The organism is Cellulomonas sp. McL0617 (genome assembly GCF_049994875.1).
Lineage (GTDB): Bacteria > Actinomycetota > Actinomycetes > Actinomycetales > Cellulomonadaceae > Cellulomonas.
The window spans coordinates 409,823-424,948 of the sequence record NZ_CP188256.1; the positions used below are offsets into that span (position 1 = coordinate 409,823).

Consider the following 15,126-nt stretch of genomic DNA (forward strand, 5'->3'; position numbering starts at 1 on the left):
CCTGCGGCAGGATGGCGACCATGACCTACACCCTCGTGCTGCTCCGCCACGGCGAGAGCGAGTGGAATGCGAAGAACCTGTTCACGGGCTGGGTGGACGTGCCCCTGTCCGAGAAGGGCATCGTGGAGGCGAAGCGCGGCGGCACGCTGCTGACCGACGCAGGCGTGCTGCCCGACATCGTGCACACGTCGCTCCTGCGCCGCGCCATCACGACCGCCAACCTGGCGCTCGACGCAGCCGACCGGCACTGGATTCCCGTCAAGCGCTCCTGGCGCCTGAACGAGCGGCACTACGGCGCGCTGCAGGGCAAGGACAAGAAGCAGACCCTCGAGGAGTACGGCGAGGAGCAGTTCATGCTCTGGCGCCGCTCCTACGACTTCCCGCCGCCGGACATCGAGCTGGGCTCGGAGTTCTCGCAGGACGCCGACCCGCGGTACGCCGGCGAGCCGATCCCGCGCTCCGAGGCCCTCGACCAGGTGCTCGCGCGTGCGCTGCCGTACTGGGCCTCGGACATCGTCCCGGACCTGCAGGCCGGCAAGACCGTGCTCGTCGCGGCTCACGGCAACTCGATCCGCGCGCTGGTCAAGCACCTGGACGACGTCGACAGCGGCACGATCGCCGGCATCAACATCCCCACGGGCATCCCGCTGCTCTACACGCTCGACGAGGAGACGCTGAAGCCCACCAACCCGGGCGGCACCTACCTCGACCCGGAGGCCGCCGCGGAAGCGATCAAGGCCGTCGCCAACCAGGGCCGCTGACCCTCGACCACGACGGCCGCGCCTGGCGCGACGAGAGCGGCGACCCCCGAGGGGGCCGCCGCTCTCGTGTCTGCTGGGTCAGCCGGCGGTGCGGTCGAGCTCCTGGCGGCCGACGCCGGTCACCAGGTACGTCACCCGGCGGGCGACGGAGACGCCGTGGTCGCCGAACCGCTCGTAGTAGCGCCCCAGCAGGGTCACATCGATGGTCTCCTGCGTGGTGCCGGCCCACGAGCCGCCCAGCAGGGCCGCGAACGTGTCCTCGTGGAGCTCGTCGAGAAGGTCGTCGTCCTGCTCGATGCTCTCGGCCAGCAGCACCTCGCGGTTGGTCAGCAGCGTGGTGGTGCGACGGGCCACGCGGACGGCGGCGTCGTGCATCTCGGCGAACGTGCCCGACAGCGCGTGCGGCACGGCGTGCCGGGGGTAGCGCCCTCGCGCCACCTGCGCGACGTGGCGGGCCAGGTCACCCATCCGCTCGAGCGACGCGCTCATGCGCAGCGCCGAGACGACGATCCGCAGGTCGGTGGCGACGGGCTGCTGCTGCGCGAGGAGCAGGACGCACCGCTCGTCCAGGTCCCGCTCCATGGCGTCGATGTCGAGGTCGTCGGCGATGACCGTCTCAGCCAGGGCGAGGTCCGCGGTCAGCAGCGCGATGCCCGCGTTCGTGATCGCGTGCTCGACCTTGCCGCTCATCGCCGCCAGGTCCTCGCCGAGCTGGTGCAGCTCGGCGTCGAAGATGTCCCGCATGTGCTCCCTCTCGTGCCGCGACGGCAGGTGCCATCGCGAGGATCAGATTTTCACCGGTAGATGAACGAAGGGTCCCACGCAGGTGAACGGACGACGGCCGTTGCGTAGGAGCTCCGCACAGGAACGGCCGACATCACGGCGACCCGTCGACGTCCGGCACCATCGCCATCTCGGTCACGGGCAGCTCGAGATCGTGCAGGAGCGCCACCAGCCCGGTCAGGGCCTCGGCGTCGGGCAGCCGACAGGACAGCACCGTCTCCGCGCCGACGCCCGCCGAGACCACGTCGTAGGCGCCCAGCCGGTCGGCGTGCAGGTCGACGATGGCCGAAGGCCCAGCGATGCGGATGTGGTAGAGCACGGGGACCCCCAGGGGCGCGATGCTGCAGCGTCTCGCGGGCGAAGGGCTGAGCGGATCGCCCCCGCGGGGTGAGATTGCCACTAGCGTCGGCTGAGTCATCCGTCACGGGTGAGTCGGTCGACGGGAACAGGGCGGCACGGTCGCCGCATGCAACCGCGGGCTGTCAGTTCGGCACAACGGAAGGGAACAGCGATGACGACGTTCACCGCCTGGAAGTTCGACACGCCCGACGGCGCCCAGAAGGCCGCCGAGGCCTTGCAGTCCGCCGCTTCGGACCACCTCGTCAAGATCGTGGACCACGCCGTGATCACCTGGCCCGAGGGCGCCGCGAAGCCGGACATGCACCACTCCCACGAGGACAAGTGGCGCGGCACGGGTTGGGGAGCGTTCTGGGGCGTTCTCTTCGGCGGCCTGTTCTTCGTCCCGCTGCTCGGCGCGGCGGTCGGCGCGGCCGCCGGGGCGATCACCAAGTCGATGGCCGCGGTGGGTCTCGACGACAACCAGCTGGCGACGATCCGTGAGCAGATCACGCCGGGCACGTCGCTGCTCTGCGCGGTCACCGACGAGGGCGACCTCGACCGGATGGGCGAGCGTTTCCACGGGCTGCACTCCACGCTCGTCGCGACGAACCTCACGGAGGCCGAGCGCTCGGTACTCATGGAGACTTTCGGCTGACCGGCGCACACGTCGTCCGAGGAGCGTGAACGCTCGATGAACGCTCGACGGCAGGAGGCCCGCGCGGCGCGTTGGCGGCCCGAGGCACCCCGGAACCCGTCCTAGGGTTGGGCCTGTGGACGGCGCGGAGGGTTTGAAGCTGCTGCTCGCCGGCGGGCTCGGCCTGCTGGTGGGCGTCGTGGCGACCCTGGCGTTCCGCTGGAGCGAGCGCGCCCAGCGCGGCCCCGTGCCCGCGAGCCCCCGTCCGGGCCTCGACGAGGGTCTGGTCCGGACGCTCGCCGTCCTGCGCTCGGCCGCCGTCGTCCTGGACGAGAGCGACCGGGTGGTGCGCGCGAGCGCGCCCGCTCATGCGCTGGGCATCGTGCGCGACGGCCGCATCGCGCCGGCCGCCATCCGGGACCTGATCGCCGCGGTCCGTCGGGACGGGGTGATCCGCGACGAGGAGCTCGAGGTACCGCGCGGCCCGGTCGGGCCCGGCATCCTGCTCGTCCAGGTGCGCGTGGCCCAGGTGAGCGCGCAGCACCTCGTGGTCCTCGCAGAGGACCTGACCCAGGCGCGCCGGCTCGAGGCGATCCGGCGCGACTTCGTCGTGAACGTCTCGCACGAGCTCAAGACGCCGGTGGGCGCGTTGTCCCTGCTGGCCGAGACCGTTCAGGACGCGGCGGACGACCCTGAGGCCGTGCGACGGTTCGCGGGTCGGATGCAGACCGAGGCGACCCGGCTGTCGGCACTGGTGCACGAGATCATCGAGCTGTCCCGCCTGCAGGTCGCCGGGGCGCTGGGTCAGGCCGGGCTCGTCGACGTCGACCGGGTGCTGAACGAGGCCGTCGACCGGGCCCGCACCACCGCCGAGGCCAAGCACGTCCGGCTCGACATCGGCGGCGTGCACGGCACCCGGGTGCTCGGCCAGCACGAGCTGCTGGTCACCGCGGTGCGCAACCTGCTCGACAACGCCGTCGCGTACTCGGGCGAGGCCGCGCACGTCGGCGTCGGCGTCCGGCTCGTCGACGGCCTGGTCGAGATCGCGGTGGTCGACGAGGGCATCGGCATCAGCGCGGCCGAGCAGGAGCGCGTGTTCGAGCGGTTCTACCGCGTCGACCCGGCCCGCTCGCGCGACACCGGCGGGACGGGTCTCGGCCTGTCCATCGTCAAGCACGTCGCCGCCGACCACGGGGGAGACGTCACCGTCTGGTCCCAGCCGGGTCGCGGGTCGACCTTCACGCTGCGCCTCCCGCGGGCCGAGGACGCCCCCGAGGACACGCCCACGATCGCGCCTCAGATCGAGATCGCCCCCGCCATCCCCGACCAGCCTGCAAGCCCCGAAGGAGCACCCGTGCACCGGAGCGCCTCATGACCCGGATCCTGCTCGTCGAGGACGAGGAGTCCTACCGCGACCCGCTGGCCTACCAGCTCGAGCGTGAGGGCTTCGACGTCGTCACCGCCGCGACCGGGACGGACGCCCTGCTGCGGTTCGACGAGCTCGGCGCCGACCTGGTCCTGCTCGACCTCATGCTGCCCGGCCTGCCCGGCACGGAGGTGTGCCGCCGGCTGCGGCTGGTCAGCGACGTGCCGGTCATCATGCTCACCGCCAAGGACGACGAGATCGACAAGGTCGTCGGCCTCGAGCTCGGTGCCGACGACTACGTCACCAAGCCGTACTCGTCGCGTGAGCTGCTCGCCCGGGTGCGGGCCGTGCTCCGTCGTCGCGAGGCCGCGGCCGTCCCGGTCGGGGCTCCGGCGGCAACGTTCGCCCACGACCTCGAGGACGACGAGCTGCTCGTGGCCGGACCGGTCCGCATGGACGTCGAGCGCCACACGGTCCGGGTGCGCGGCGAGCTGGTGGCGTTCCCGCTCAAGGAGTTCGAGCTCCTGGAGATGCTGCTGCGCAACGCCGGTCGCGTGCTCACCCGCGGCCAGCTGATCGACCGCATCTGGGGGTCCGACTACGTCGGGGACACCAAGACCCTCGACGTGCACGTGAAGCGCGTCCGCGCCCGGATCGAGGTCGACCCGGGCAACCCGACCCTCGTGCTGACCGTCCGCGGCCTCGGGTACAAGTTCGCCGACGACGTCGAGTAGCAGGTCGACCAGCACGCCCAGACCGTCCGCCAAAGCCCCGCTCGGTCCGCCAGCTCGGCATCTCCTCTTGATGACGGTGCGCACGAGGCCGCCGTCGGGCGCACGACGGGACGTACCGGACCACCTGCTACCTTCTGGCGGTGCCGCTTGCCCCCGACGAGTACCACGCGCGTGCCCTGGCCGCAGCTGATCAGGACGGTCGGCTGCCCCGCTCGCCGATGACCGACTGGGACATCTTCCCGTTCGAGGCGGAGGGCCTGACCGTGCGCCCGCTCGCGGCGCCGGTGCTGCCGGAGTCACCGCGCGCCGGCGCGGGTGGCGTCGACTGCCGGTCGTGCCAGGACGATCGCGGCACGGTCTGGCGCGACGAGCGCTGGCGGCTGCGTCGGTTCGACAAGCCCGGCGGGGCGCCGCTCTCGCTCCTGCTGGTCTCCCGGGCGCACGTCGACTTCACGGACCTGCCGGACGATCGGGCCTCGGAGCTCGGAGTCCTCCTCGTCCACGTCGCGCGCGCGATCGAGGCGCTCCCGCACATCGCCCGCGCCCACGTCAGCAAGTGGGGCGACGGCGCCGAGCACCTGCATCTGTTCTTCTACGCCCGGCCCGCCGGGATGCGCCAGATGCTCGGTGCGTTCATGCAGCTGTGGGACGACTTGCTCCCTCCTGTCCCGGTCGCCGAACGTGACGCCGACGCGTGGGCCGTTGCCCGGACGCTCCGCGCCCCCTACGGCGGCGAGGTCGTCGGCCCGCTCTGAGCCGCCCGGAACGGGTGCGTCCCGCCTCTCGACAGGCCGGGCTGCGAGCAGTCGTCGGCCACCGTTCACCTGGGGTTCACCCGAACCGGTCCGGCCGGTCACGTGCGCTTCCTACCGTCAGCCTCGCCGCGCACACATCGGTGCGCACACGATCGACAGGATGGACCACAGTGAAGCTTCCCCTCCTCGGCCGCATCGGGGCGGTTGCCCTCGTCGGCACGCTCGCCCTCGCGCTGTCGGCCTGCGGATCGGACAACGCTACCGACACCCCCGCCGCCTCCGGCGGCGCCTCGGAGGCCCCCGCCTCCACACTCAGCGGCACCCTGAACGGCGGCGGTTCCAGCGCCCAGGAGAAGGCCCAGCAGGCGTGGGTCGCCGGCTTCCAGACCGCGAACCCCAGCGTCACCGTGAACTACACGACCTCCGACTCGGGTGCAGGCCGCAAGGGCTTCCTCGACGGCTCGCTCGACTACGCCGGCTCGGACAGCGCGCTCAGCACGGACGAGCTCACGCAGGCGGCCTCCCGCTGCACCGGCGGCGCCGGCATCGACCTGCCCGTCTACATCAGCCCGATCGCCGTCGCGTTCAACATCGACGGTGTCACCGACCTGAAGATGACCCCGGACGTCGTCGCCAAGATCTTCTCGGGCGCGATCACCACCTGGAACGACCCGGCGATCACCGCCCTCAACTCGGGCGCGAAGCTCTCCGGCCCGATCACCGTCGTGCACCGCTCCGACGACTCGGGCACGTCCAAGAACTTCCAGGACTACCTCGCGAAGACGGCGCCCACCGTGTGGACCTTCCCGGTCTCCAACACCTGGCCCGCCCAGGTCGGACAGGGCGCGAACGGCACGTCCGGCGTCGTCCAGACGATCCAGGCCGCCCCCGGCACCATCGGCTACGCGGACGCTTCCGCCGTCGGCTCGCTCGGCAAGGTCGCGCTGGGGGTCGGCACCGAGTTCAACGGTCCGACAGCTGACGGTGCCGCAGCGACGGTCGCCGCGTCGCCCCGTGACACCACCCGCGCCACCGGCGACATCGTCATCAACATCGACCGCACCACGACGGCCGCGGGCGCCTACCCGGCGATCCTGGTCTCGTACCTGGTCGTCTGCAACACCTATCCCACGGCGAAGGCGGACCTGATCAAGGGCTACGCCACCTTCGCGGCGAGCTCCGACGGTCAGTCGAAGGCGGCCACCGCGGCCGGCTCGGCCCCGATCCCGGACACCTTGGCCACGGACGTCGCGGCGTCGATCAACGCGATCGCAGCCAGCTAGTCAGCTCGCAACGTCCTCGTCCGGCGGCCGCCCAGCGGCCGCCGGACGGTGGCGCTCTACCACCGTTCTGACAGGAGACATCCGTTGGCTTCGCCTACGACAGCGATGACCCCGCCGGTCGCGCCCGTCCGCACGCCCAAGAAGCGCAGGGCGCGGACGACGGACCGGGGGCTCGACCGCGGCTTCCGATACCTCGCCGTGTGGTCCGGGATCCTCATCCTGGCCGTGCTCGCCTCGGTCGCGATCTTCCTGATCATCGAGGCCTGGCCCGCTCTCAAGAACCCTGACCTCGCCTCCGAGGTCCCCTGGATCCCGGCCGGTGGCAACCTCTGGTCGGTCGTCGGGCCGCTGATCTTCGGCACGATCCTCGCCGCGATCGTCTCGCTGGTGATCGCCGTGCCGATCGCGGTCGGGGTCGCGCTGTTCATCTCGCACTACGCACCGCGCCGGATGGCGTCGATCCTCGGCTACGTGGTCGACCTGCTCGCGGCCATCCCGTCGGTCGTGTACGGCCTTTGGGGTGTGATGGTGCTGGCGCCCAAGGTTCAGCCCGTCTGGCAGTTCCTGGTCGACTACTTCGGCTGGATCCCGCTGTTCGCCGGCGACCAGCACGGCAACGCGTCCAACCCGCCCCGCGTCCTGATGACCACGGCGGTCGTCCTCGCCGTCATGATCCTGCCGATCATCACCGCGGTCAGCCGCGAGGTCTTCCTGCAGACGCCGCGGCTGCACGAGGAAGCCGCGCTCGCCCTCGGCGCGACGCGCTGGGAGCTGGTCCGGATGGCGGTCCTGCCGTTCGGCCGCTCGGGCGTGACGTCCGCCGCGATGCTCGGGCTGGGCCGCGCGCTCGGCGAGACGATGGCCGTGCTGATGATCCTGTCGCCCGGGATCCTCTACTCGTTCAAGATCCTCGTGGCCTCGGAGCAGCAGACGATCGCGGGCAACATCGCTGCCAAGTTCAACGACGCGAACGACATCGGCCGCTCGACGCTCATCGCGACCGGCCTGGCGCTCTTCGTGATCACCCTGCTGGTCAACCTGGCCGCTCGCGCGATCATCGCGCGCAACAAGGAATTCTCGGGGGCGAACTGACGTGACCACCGCACAGCTCACCCCTGAGGCCGCCTCGCTGCGGGCCGCGCTGACCCAGGTCAACGGGGCACGCAGGCGCAAGGACCGGTTCATGACCTGGCTGGTCTACGGCGCCTTCGTGCTCGCCGTGATCCCGCTGGTGTCCCTCATCTGGAGCGTCCTGTCCAACGGCCTCGGCCGGTTCAACCTCTACTTCCTGACGCACTCGATGCGCAACGTGTACGGCGGGATGGACGCCGGTGGCGTCTACCACGCGCTGCTCGGCACCATCCTCATCACGGCGCTCACGGTCGTCATCTCGGTGCCGATCGGCCTGATCACGTCGGTCTACCTCGTCGAGTACGGCAAGGGCTCGCTCGCTCGCGCCGTGACGTTCTTCGTCGACGTCATGACGGGCATCCCGTCGATCGTCGCCGGTCTGTTCGCGTTCTCGCTCTTCTACCTGGTGGTCGGGCCGCAGTCCATGAGCGGGCTCGTGGGCGCCGTCGCCCTGTCGGTGCTGATGATCCCCGTCGTCATCCGCTCGACCGAGGAGATGCTTCGGCTCGTCCCCAACGAGCTGCGCGAGGCCTCGTTCGCGCTCGGCGTCCCGAAGTGGCTGACGATCATCCGGGTCGTGCTGCGCACGGCCGTGGCCGGCATCACGACCGGCATCATGATCGCCATCGCCCGCGTGATCGGGGAGACGGCACCGCTGCTCATCACGGTGGGTGCCACGGACTCGATCAACCGCGACCCGTTCCACGGCAACATGATGACGCTGCCGGTGTACGTCTACCGCCAGTACGCGGCGGGTCTTGTGCCCTGCGCCCCGGGTGCGACAGATTGCATCCCGACGATCAATTACGACCGGGCATGGAGCGCAGCACTCGTGCTGATCCTGTTCGTCATGCTGCTCAACCTTCTGGCGCGCGGCGTGAGCCGTTGGTTCGCGCCCAAGACCCGGGCCTGAGCCCCCACAAGGAGAACGACGATGGCACAGCGAATTGACGTCAAGGACCTCAACATCTACTACAGCGACTTCCTCGCCGTGGCCGGCGTCGAGATGTCGGTGGAGCCCCGCTCCGTCACCGCCTTCATCGGCCCGTCGGGCTGCGGGAAGTCCACCTTCCTGCGCACCCTGAACCGCATGCACGAGGTCATCCCGGGTGCGCACGTCCAGGGCTCGGTCGCGATGGACGGCATCGACCTGTACGGCTCGGACGTCGACCCGGTCGCGGTCCGCCGACAGGTGGGCATGGTGTTCCAGCGCCCCAACCCGTTCCCGACGATGTCGATCGCGGACAACGTGCTGGCCGGGATCAAGCTGAACAACAAGCGCATCTCCAAGAGCGACGCCGCGGACGTGGTCGAGAGCTCGCTGACGAGCGCCAACCTCTGGAACGAGGTCAAGGACCGGCTGAACCGTCCGGGTTCCGGCCTCTCCGGCGGCCAGCAGCAGCGCCTCTGCATCGCCCGCGCCATCGCGGTCAAGCCGCAGGTGCTGCTCATGGACGAGCCCTGCTCGGCGCTCGACCCGATCTCGACGCTGGCGATCGAGGACCTGATCTCGGAGCTGAAGAGCGACTACACGATCGTCATCGTCACGCACAACATGCAGCAGGCCGCGCGGGTGTCGGACCGGACGGCGTTCTTCAACCTCAAGGCGACCGGTCAGCCGGGCCGCCTGGTCGAGATCGACGAGACGTCGACCATCTTCTCCTCGCCGCGCGAGCAGGCCACGGAGGACTACATCTCGGGCCGCTTCGGCTGAGCCGTCCAGGCACGCACAGAGGGCCGGTCCGGGCGGACCGGCCCTCTCGTGCGTCTGTCGCCGGTCAGCTGGTGGGCGACGGGATGGACCCCGCGTACTCCGGCAGGGTGCCGTCGACGACGGGCACGTCGAGGCTGACGCTGCCCGCGTCCCTCGTCGCGACGGTCACCGGGACGACCGCTCCGGGGGGCTCCGGGATCGAGTCGAACGTGATGGTCGTGTCGGTGTCGGTGTTGCCACCGGGCGCGCCCAGCAGGACGGTCTGACCGGCGGGCACGTGCACGCTCTGGTCGTCCGTGCCGAGCGTGATCGTCACGCTCTGGTCGGAGCTGCCGCTGTTCTCCAGGGCACCGAGCAGGGCGCCGGGCTCGCCCTTGGCCGCCGAGGCGATCAGGAAGTTGATCGCCTTGATGTCGCCCACGTGGGCGCCCACGCCGTCGGAGGAGTTGTACTCCTTCTCGGTCGTCATCTGGTTGGTGGCCGAGCAGCCCGTCAGCGTCAGGGCTGCCGCGAGACCGGCGACGGCCAGGCCGGTCGCGGCACGGAGCCGGCGGGTGCGGGGGCGGGGCGAGGTCACGGTGGCTCCTGGGTGCGTCGGGACTGCAGGGGGCGCAGGGCCCCTGAGCTCGGGCAGATCTGTGGCGCAAGCCTAGCCCGCGACGACGGCCAGGGGCGTGCCGAGCCACTCCTGTGAGCGACGTCATCCGCGGGCGCGTGACCTGCGACGACGGGGTGGTGCGCACGGTAAAGGCCCAATTTCTCCGTGATAAGATACCCCTCTGCGAAAGGGGACACCTGCAGATGACTTTCACTGTTGGGGAGACCGTTGTCTACCCGCACCACGGTGCGGCATTGATCGAAGAGATCAAGACCAGGACCATCCGCGGAGAGGACAAGGTTTACCTCAAGCTCAAGGTCGCTCAGGGGGACCTCACCATCGAGGTACCGGCTGAGAACGTCGACCTGGTGGGCGTTCGTGACGTCGTCGGCCAGGAAGGTCTGGACCGCGTGTTCGAGGTGCTCCGCGCCCCGTACACCGAGGAGCCGACCAACTGGTCCCGCCGCTACAAGGCCAACCTCGAGAAGCTCGCGTCGGGCGACGTCATCAAGGTGGCAGAGGTCGTCCGCGACCTGTCCCGCCGCGACGCCGACCGTGGCCTGTCCGCGGGCGAGAAGCGCATGCTCGCCAAGGCCCGCCAGATTCTCGTCTCGGAGCTCGCACTCGCCGAGCACACCGAGGAGGAGAAGGCCGAAGCGATCCTCGACGAGGTCCTGGCGTCCTGACGCCGGGTGACCGTTGTGTGTCGCTGAACATCGCCGCTGTCCTGACTGCCGCCGGGAGCGGTAGCAGGCTGGGTCATTCCCTCCCGAAGGCTCTGGTGCCTCTGGGGGGCCGGTCGCTCGTCGTGCACGCCGCCCGCAACCTGCTGGCGGCGCGCGTGACGGGCGATCAGCATGTCCGGCTCCTGGTGGTCACCGCGCCCCCGGAGCACGTCGCCGCGCTCGCCGACGAGCTCGCCACCGAGTTCGTCACTGAGCTCGCCGGTCCCGGGGTGGACGTCCGTGTGGTCGCCGGCGGCGCCACCCGGCAGGCGTCGGTCGCGGCCGGGCTGGCGGCGCTGGGTGTGCCCGCTCCGCCGAACCCGGTCGCCGGCGCCGAGCACGGCGCAGGCTACGACGACATCGCCGTGGTGCTCGTGCACGACGCGGCCCGTCCGCTCGCGCCCCCGTCCCTGATCGGCCGGGTGATCGACGCGGTGCTGGACGGGCACCCGGCCGTGGTCCCGGGCCTGCCGGTCACGGACACGATCAAGCGGGTGCTGCCCGGCGGCCCGGTCGAGCCCGTTCTGGCGACCGTCCCGCGCGCCGACCTGCGAGCCGTGCAGACGCCGCAGGGTTTCGCCCTGGAGCTGCTCCAGCGGGCGCACGCGACCTTCGCCTCCGACGCCGACCTCGAGCGGACGGCCGCGTCCGACGACGCCGGCCTGGTCGAACGGCTGGGCGAGCGTGTCTGGGTGGTCGCCGGGGACGAGCGGGCTGCGAAGATCACCACGCCCCGCGACCTCGCGGTGGCCACGCTCCTGCTGGAGGCCTGATGGGCGCTACGTCCTCTCCGCCTGGCGGCGCTACGTCCTCTCCGCCTGGCGGCCCTACGTCCTCTCCGCCTGGCGGCCCTACGTCCTCTCCGCCTGGCGGCGCCCTGCCCCGCACCGGGATCGGGATCGACGTGCATGCCTACGCGACCGCGCCCGCCGAGGGCGCGGTGCTCCACCTCGCTGGGCTGACGTGGCCCGGCGAGCGGCCGCTGGAGGGTCATTCCGACGCCGACGTCGCCGCGCACGCGTGCGCCGACGCGCTCCTGTCCGCGGCGGGTCTCGGCGATCTCGGGTCGAACTTCGGCACCTCGGAGCCGCAGTGGGCGGGTGCCGCCGGGGCGGTCCTGCTGGCGGAGGCCGCGGCGCGGGTGCGCGCGGCCGGCTTCGTCGTGGGGAACGTCGCCGTGCAGGTGATCGGGAACCGGCCCCGGCTGGGTCGGCGCAGGGCGGAGGCCGAGGCGGCCCTGTCGGCGGCCGCGGGCGCGCCGGTGAGCGTGTCGGCGACCACGACCGACGGGCTCGGGCTGACGGGTCGGGGAGAGGGCGTCGCGGCGGTCGCCACCGCGCTCGTCGTCGCCGCCAGCTGACGGCGGGCCCGGGCGGCCGGTGACCGGGTGCTGCCCAGCAGGACGCCGCCCAGCACCAGCGACCCCCACGCCAGCTCGGTGAGGCTCGTGCGTTCGCGCAGCAGGAGCCAGGACGCGGCGATGCCGGCCACGGGCACCAGCATGGAAAACGGTGCGACGGTGCTCGACGGGTGCCGGCCCATCAACCCCGTCCAGAGCATGCCGCCGCAGACGGTCGCGACGAGCACCGTGTAGGCCAGCCCCGCCAGGGCGAGCAGCCCTTGCGCGCTGGTCAGGCCCGTGAACGAGTGCCGGATCTGCGCGGGGCCCTCGGTCGCCAGCGACAACGCGAGCATCGGCAGCGGCGGGACCACCGACATCCAGAGCAGGAGCCGGACGGGCTCGTGCGGGCTGGCCTGCATCGCCTTGCGGCTGCCCAGGTTTCCGATCGCCCAGCCGAGGCCGCCGGCGAGCGTCAGCAGCACGGGGACGAGCGTCGCGCCGCCGTTGAGGCCCGCCCGGTGCGCGGCGATACCGCCCAGACCGACGACCGCGGTGAGGATGCCGAGCCCCTGCCGGGCGGTCAGCCGTTCGCGCAGGAACGTCGCCGCCAGGACGACCGTGAAGGGTGCCGACGACTGCAGGACGAGCGACGCCAGCCCCGTCGGCATGCCGTTCGACATGGCCAGGTAGAGGAACACGAACTGCAGAACGCCGAACCCGAGCCCGTACAGCAGGATCCAGCGCCACGGCGCGGACGGCCTCGGCACGAGCAGGAGGGTCGGCACCGCGATGAGCGCGAACCGCAGCGCCACGAGGAAGAACGGCGGGAACTGCTGCAACGACAGGTGGATGGCCGTGAAGTTCAGGCCCCAGAGCACGGCGACGAGCGTGGCGAGCAGGCGGTCCCGGGTGGTCATGCGACGAGTCTGCGATCGCCGTGCGTTCAGCACCAGCGAAAGATTGTTATCTGACTATGTAGTGTGCCTACATGGATCCTCGCGCGCTGGAGACGCTTCGCACCATCGGCTCGCAGGGCGGCGTGACCGCAGCTGCGGCGGTGCTGCACCTGACGCCGTCGGCGGTCTCCCAGCAGATGGCGGTGCTGCAGCGCGAGACCGGCGTCGCCCTCACGGAGCGTGTGGGACGCGGTCTGCGCCTGACACCCGCCGGCGAGGCGCTGGCGGCGGCGGCCGAGGACGTCGCAGTGGCCCTGGAACGCGCTCAGGCGGCCTGTGCGGCGTTCCTGGAGCGTCCGGAGGGCATCGTCCGGGTCTCGGCGTTCCAGAGCGGCGCAGAGCTGCTCCTGCCGGGTCTGCTGGCCCGCGTGGGCGCGCTGCGCGGCATCGTGCTCGAGTGCACGGACGAGGACGTCGCCCAGGAGGACTTCGCGGCGCTCACGGACCGGATCGACGTCGTCGTCGCCCACCGGCCGGAGGGCGCGCCGGTGTGGCCCGGCGTCCAGGTGGTGCCGCTGCTGCGCGAGCCGCTCGACGTCGCCGTGCCGCTCGACCACCCGTTGGCAGGGCGTGCGTCGATACGCCCCGTCGACCTGGCGGGCGCCGACTGGATCTCCGTGCGGGACGGATTCCCGATCGCGTCGCTGGTGCGCGAGGTCGTGGCTCGGTCCGGCGCGCCGGCGCGGATCGTGCACCGGGTCAACGACTTCCACGTGACGGAAGCGTTCGTCGCGGCTGGCCACGGCATCGCGCTGCTCCCGCGCTACACGTTCGGCGGCAGCACGCGCATCCGGCTGGTCCCGCTGGCGGAGGTGCTGGCGGGCCGGCGCATCGATGCGCTGCTGCGTCGGGACCGCGCGGAGCGCCTCGTCGTCCGCCGCGTCGTGCACGAGCTCCAGTCCGTCGCGGCAGCGATCGCCACCCTCCCGTAACGGTCCCGCCCGGACTCCCGCCCTCGCGGGATACGCGTGGCGACGACTCGCGGGGCACCCGCGACGACGGACGCCCGTCCTCAGGGCAGCAGGACCAGCTTGCCGTGTGCGTGGCCCGCGAGGCCCTCCCAGTGGGCCTTGCCGGCGTCCTCGAGCGCGTAGGTCTGCGCGACGCGCACATCGAGCGAACCGTCGGAGGCCAGCTCGGCCAGCTGGGCGCGGGCGGCCTCCCGGACGAGCGTGCCCGGGTCGGCGCCCGGACCTCCGCCCAGGGCGCGGATGCCCAGCTCGCCCGCTCGTCGCAACCCGGCGATCGTCGCGATGCGCTGGCGGTCCGAGACCATGGCGACCGAGGTGTCGAGCGCCTCGTCAGTCCCTACGGTGTCGATCGCGACGGTGACGGGGCCGGTGGTGCGGACGGCGTCGTGCAGGCGGTCGAGCAGGCCCTCGCCGTAGGCCACCGGCAGCGCGCCCAGGGCCTCCAGGTCCTCGTGCTGCTGCGGCGACGCCGTCGCGATGACCTGGGCGCCACGCAGGATCGCGAGCTGGACGACCATGCGGCCGACGCCGCCCGAGCCGCCGTGCACGAGCACGACGTCGTGGTCGTGCGTGCCGGTCGCGGACAGGGTGTGCACAGCGGTCGCGCCCGCCAGGAGCAGGCCGGACGCGGCGGCCCAGTCGAGGTTGGCCGGCCGGCGCACGGTCACCTGCTCCGAGGCGACGATCCGGCTGGCATACCCTCCGTCGACCCGCCAGGCGATGACCTCGTCGCCGGGGGCGAGCCACCGCACGGAGGGACCGACCGCGCTGACGACGCCGGACACCTCGTAGCCGAGCCGCATCGGGAGGTGTCCCGGGTCGGAGCTGAACGCCCCCGAGTACCGTTTCCAGTCGATGGCGTTGACGGCGGCCGCCTTGACGTCGATCAGGACGTTGCCCGGCCCGGGCTCCGCGGTGTCGACGTCGACCACCCGGAGGACCTCGGGGCCGCCGTAGGCGATCGCGACCACGGCTCTGCTGGTGAGTGCCACGGCCACAGACTGCACCCGCGGGCGGCCGTTGACCAGGGTCGG

17 protein-coding genes and 1 pseudogene are annotated in these 15,126 nt (G+C 71.7%); 13 read left to right on the forward strand and 5 right to left on the reverse strand.

Features of this window, described 5'->3' with window-relative positions; translation table 11 throughout:
• The first annotated feature begins 20 nt into the window (after window positions 1-20).
• Entirely contained in the window at window positions 21-761 is a 741-nt protein-coding gene (locus ACPPVS_RS01920; protein ID WP_426594282.1) for a phosphoglyceromutase, read from the forward strand.
• Between the two features lie 78 nt (window positions 762-839).
• Here ACPPVS_RS01920 and phoU read toward each other — a convergent pair whose 3' ends face one another.
• Together phoU and ACPPVS_RS01930 are read right to left on the reverse strand one after the other, a co-directional pair.
• On the reverse strand, window positions 840-1,505 hold the full coding sequence (gene phoU, locus ACPPVS_RS01925; RefSeq protein WP_426594283.1) for a phosphate signaling complex protein PhoU: 666 nt from the start codon (window positions 1,503-1,505) through the stop codon (window positions 840-842).
• A 133-nt stretch (window positions 1,506-1,638) separates the two neighbouring features.
• Window positions 1,639-1,863, reverse strand: coding sequence for a hypothetical protein (locus ACPPVS_RS01930; RefSeq protein ID WP_426594284.1), 225 nt, complete (start codon window positions 1,861-1,863; stop codon window positions 1,639-1,641).
• A 192-nt stretch (window positions 1,864-2,055) separates the two neighbouring features.
• Between ACPPVS_RS01930 and ACPPVS_RS01935 the strand changes: the two genes are divergently transcribed.
• From ACPPVS_RS01935 to pstB, 8 genes are all read left to right on the forward strand, one after another.
• On the forward strand, window positions 2,056-2,538 hold the full coding sequence (locus ACPPVS_RS01935) for a DUF1269 domain-containing protein (RefSeq protein ID WP_426594285.1): 483 nt from the start codon (window positions 2,056-2,058) through the stop codon (window positions 2,536-2,538).
• A 115-nt stretch (window positions 2,539-2,653) separates the two neighbouring features.
• Complete coding sequence (locus tag ACPPVS_RS01940) at window positions 2,654-3,892, forward strand: sensor histidine kinase (RefSeq protein WP_426594286.1); 1,239 nt, start codon at window positions 2,654-2,656, stop codon at window positions 3,890-3,892.
• Window positions 3,889-4,617, forward strand: coding sequence for a response regulator (locus ACPPVS_RS01945; RefSeq protein WP_426594287.1), 729 nt, complete (start codon window positions 3,889-3,891; stop codon window positions 4,615-4,617). The genes ACPPVS_RS01940 and ACPPVS_RS01945 overlap by 4 nt, the downstream gene beginning before the upstream one ends.
• A gap of 140 nt (window positions 4,618-4,757) precedes the next feature.
• Window positions 4,758-5,372, forward strand: a complete 615-nt coding sequence (locus tag ACPPVS_RS01950) for a hypothetical protein (protein WP_426594289.1) — start codon at window positions 4,758-4,760, stop codon at window positions 5,370-5,372.
• 170 nt (window positions 5,373-5,542) lie between these two features.
• Window positions 5,543-6,655, forward strand: a complete 1,113-nt coding sequence (locus ACPPVS_RS01955; protein ID WP_426594290.1) for a phosphate ABC transporter substrate-binding protein PstS — start codon at window positions 5,543-5,545, stop codon at window positions 6,653-6,655.
• A 105-nt stretch (window positions 6,656-6,760) separates the two neighbouring features.
• Window positions 6,761-7,747, forward strand: coding sequence for a phosphate ABC transporter permease subunit PstC (gene pstC / locus ACPPVS_RS01960; protein ID WP_426594291.1), 987 nt, complete (start codon window positions 6,761-6,763; stop codon window positions 7,745-7,747).
• Between the two features lies 1 nt (window position 7,748).
• The gene (pstA, locus tag ACPPVS_RS01965; RefSeq protein WP_426594292.1) at window positions 7,749-8,699 is read left to right on the forward strand and encodes a phosphate ABC transporter permease PstA; all 951 of its coding nucleotides are present in this window, start codon (window positions 7,749-7,751) and stop codon (window positions 8,697-8,699) included.
• A gap of 21 nt (window positions 8,700-8,720) precedes the next feature.
• Window positions 8,721-9,500: a phosphate ABC transporter ATP-binding protein PstB gene (gene pstB, locus ACPPVS_RS01970; protein ID WP_426594293.1), complete on the forward strand. Its 780-nt coding sequence runs from the start codon at window positions 8,721-8,723 to the stop codon at window positions 9,498-9,500.
• A gap of 64 nt (window positions 9,501-9,564) precedes the next feature.
• Here the strand turns inward: pstB and ACPPVS_RS01975 are convergent, their stop codons facing one another.
• Entirely contained in the window at window positions 9,565-10,077 is a 513-nt protein-coding gene (locus ACPPVS_RS01975; protein WP_426594294.1) for a hypothetical protein, read from the reverse strand.
• Between the two features lie 224 nt (window positions 10,078-10,301).
• Between ACPPVS_RS01975 and ACPPVS_RS01980 the strand changes: the two genes are divergently transcribed.
• Genes ACPPVS_RS01980 through ispF form a run of 3 tightly spaced genes read left to right on the forward strand, consistent with a single transcriptional unit; the run spans window position 10,302 to window position 12,183 of the window.
• Window positions 10,302-10,784, forward strand: coding sequence for a CarD family transcriptional regulator (locus ACPPVS_RS01980; RefSeq protein ID WP_426595858.1), 483 nt, complete (start codon window positions 10,302-10,304; stop codon window positions 10,782-10,784).
• 23 nt (window positions 10,785-10,807) lie between these two features.
• Complete coding sequence (ispD, locus tag ACPPVS_RS01985) at window positions 10,808-11,596, forward strand: 2-C-methyl-D-erythritol 4-phosphate cytidylyltransferase (protein ID WP_426595860.1); 789 nt, start codon at window positions 10,808-10,810, stop codon at window positions 11,594-11,596.
• Complete coding sequence (ispF, locus tag ACPPVS_RS01990; protein WP_426595861.1) at window positions 11,596-12,183, forward strand: 2-C-methyl-D-erythritol 2,4-cyclodiphosphate synthase; 588 nt, start codon at window positions 11,596-11,598, stop codon at window positions 12,181-12,183. Before ispD ends, ispF begins: the two co-directional genes overlap by 1 nt.
• A gap of 95 nt (window positions 12,184-12,278) precedes the next feature.
• Here the strand turns inward: ispF and ACPPVS_RS01995 are convergent.
• A pseudogene (locus tag ACPPVS_RS01995) lies at window positions 12,279-13,082 on the reverse strand (EamA family transporter); the annotation flags it as partial.
• 71 nt (window positions 13,083-13,153) lie between these two features.
• On the opposite strand from ACPPVS_RS01995, the gene ACPPVS_RS02000 reads away from it, so the two are divergent.
• Window positions 13,154-14,053: a LysR family transcriptional regulator gene (locus tag ACPPVS_RS02000; RefSeq protein WP_426594295.1), complete on the forward strand. Its 900-nt coding sequence runs from the start codon at window positions 13,154-13,156 to the stop codon at window positions 14,051-14,053.
• An 80-nt stretch (window positions 14,054-14,133) separates the two neighbouring features.
• Here ACPPVS_RS02000 and ACPPVS_RS02005 read toward each other — a convergent pair whose 3' ends face one another.
• A complete protein-coding gene (locus tag ACPPVS_RS02005; protein WP_426594296.1) occupies window positions 14,134-15,084 on the reverse strand; it encodes an NADP-dependent oxidoreductase in 951 nt (316 codons plus the stop codon).
• Window positions 15,085-15,126: the final 42 nt, after the last annotated feature.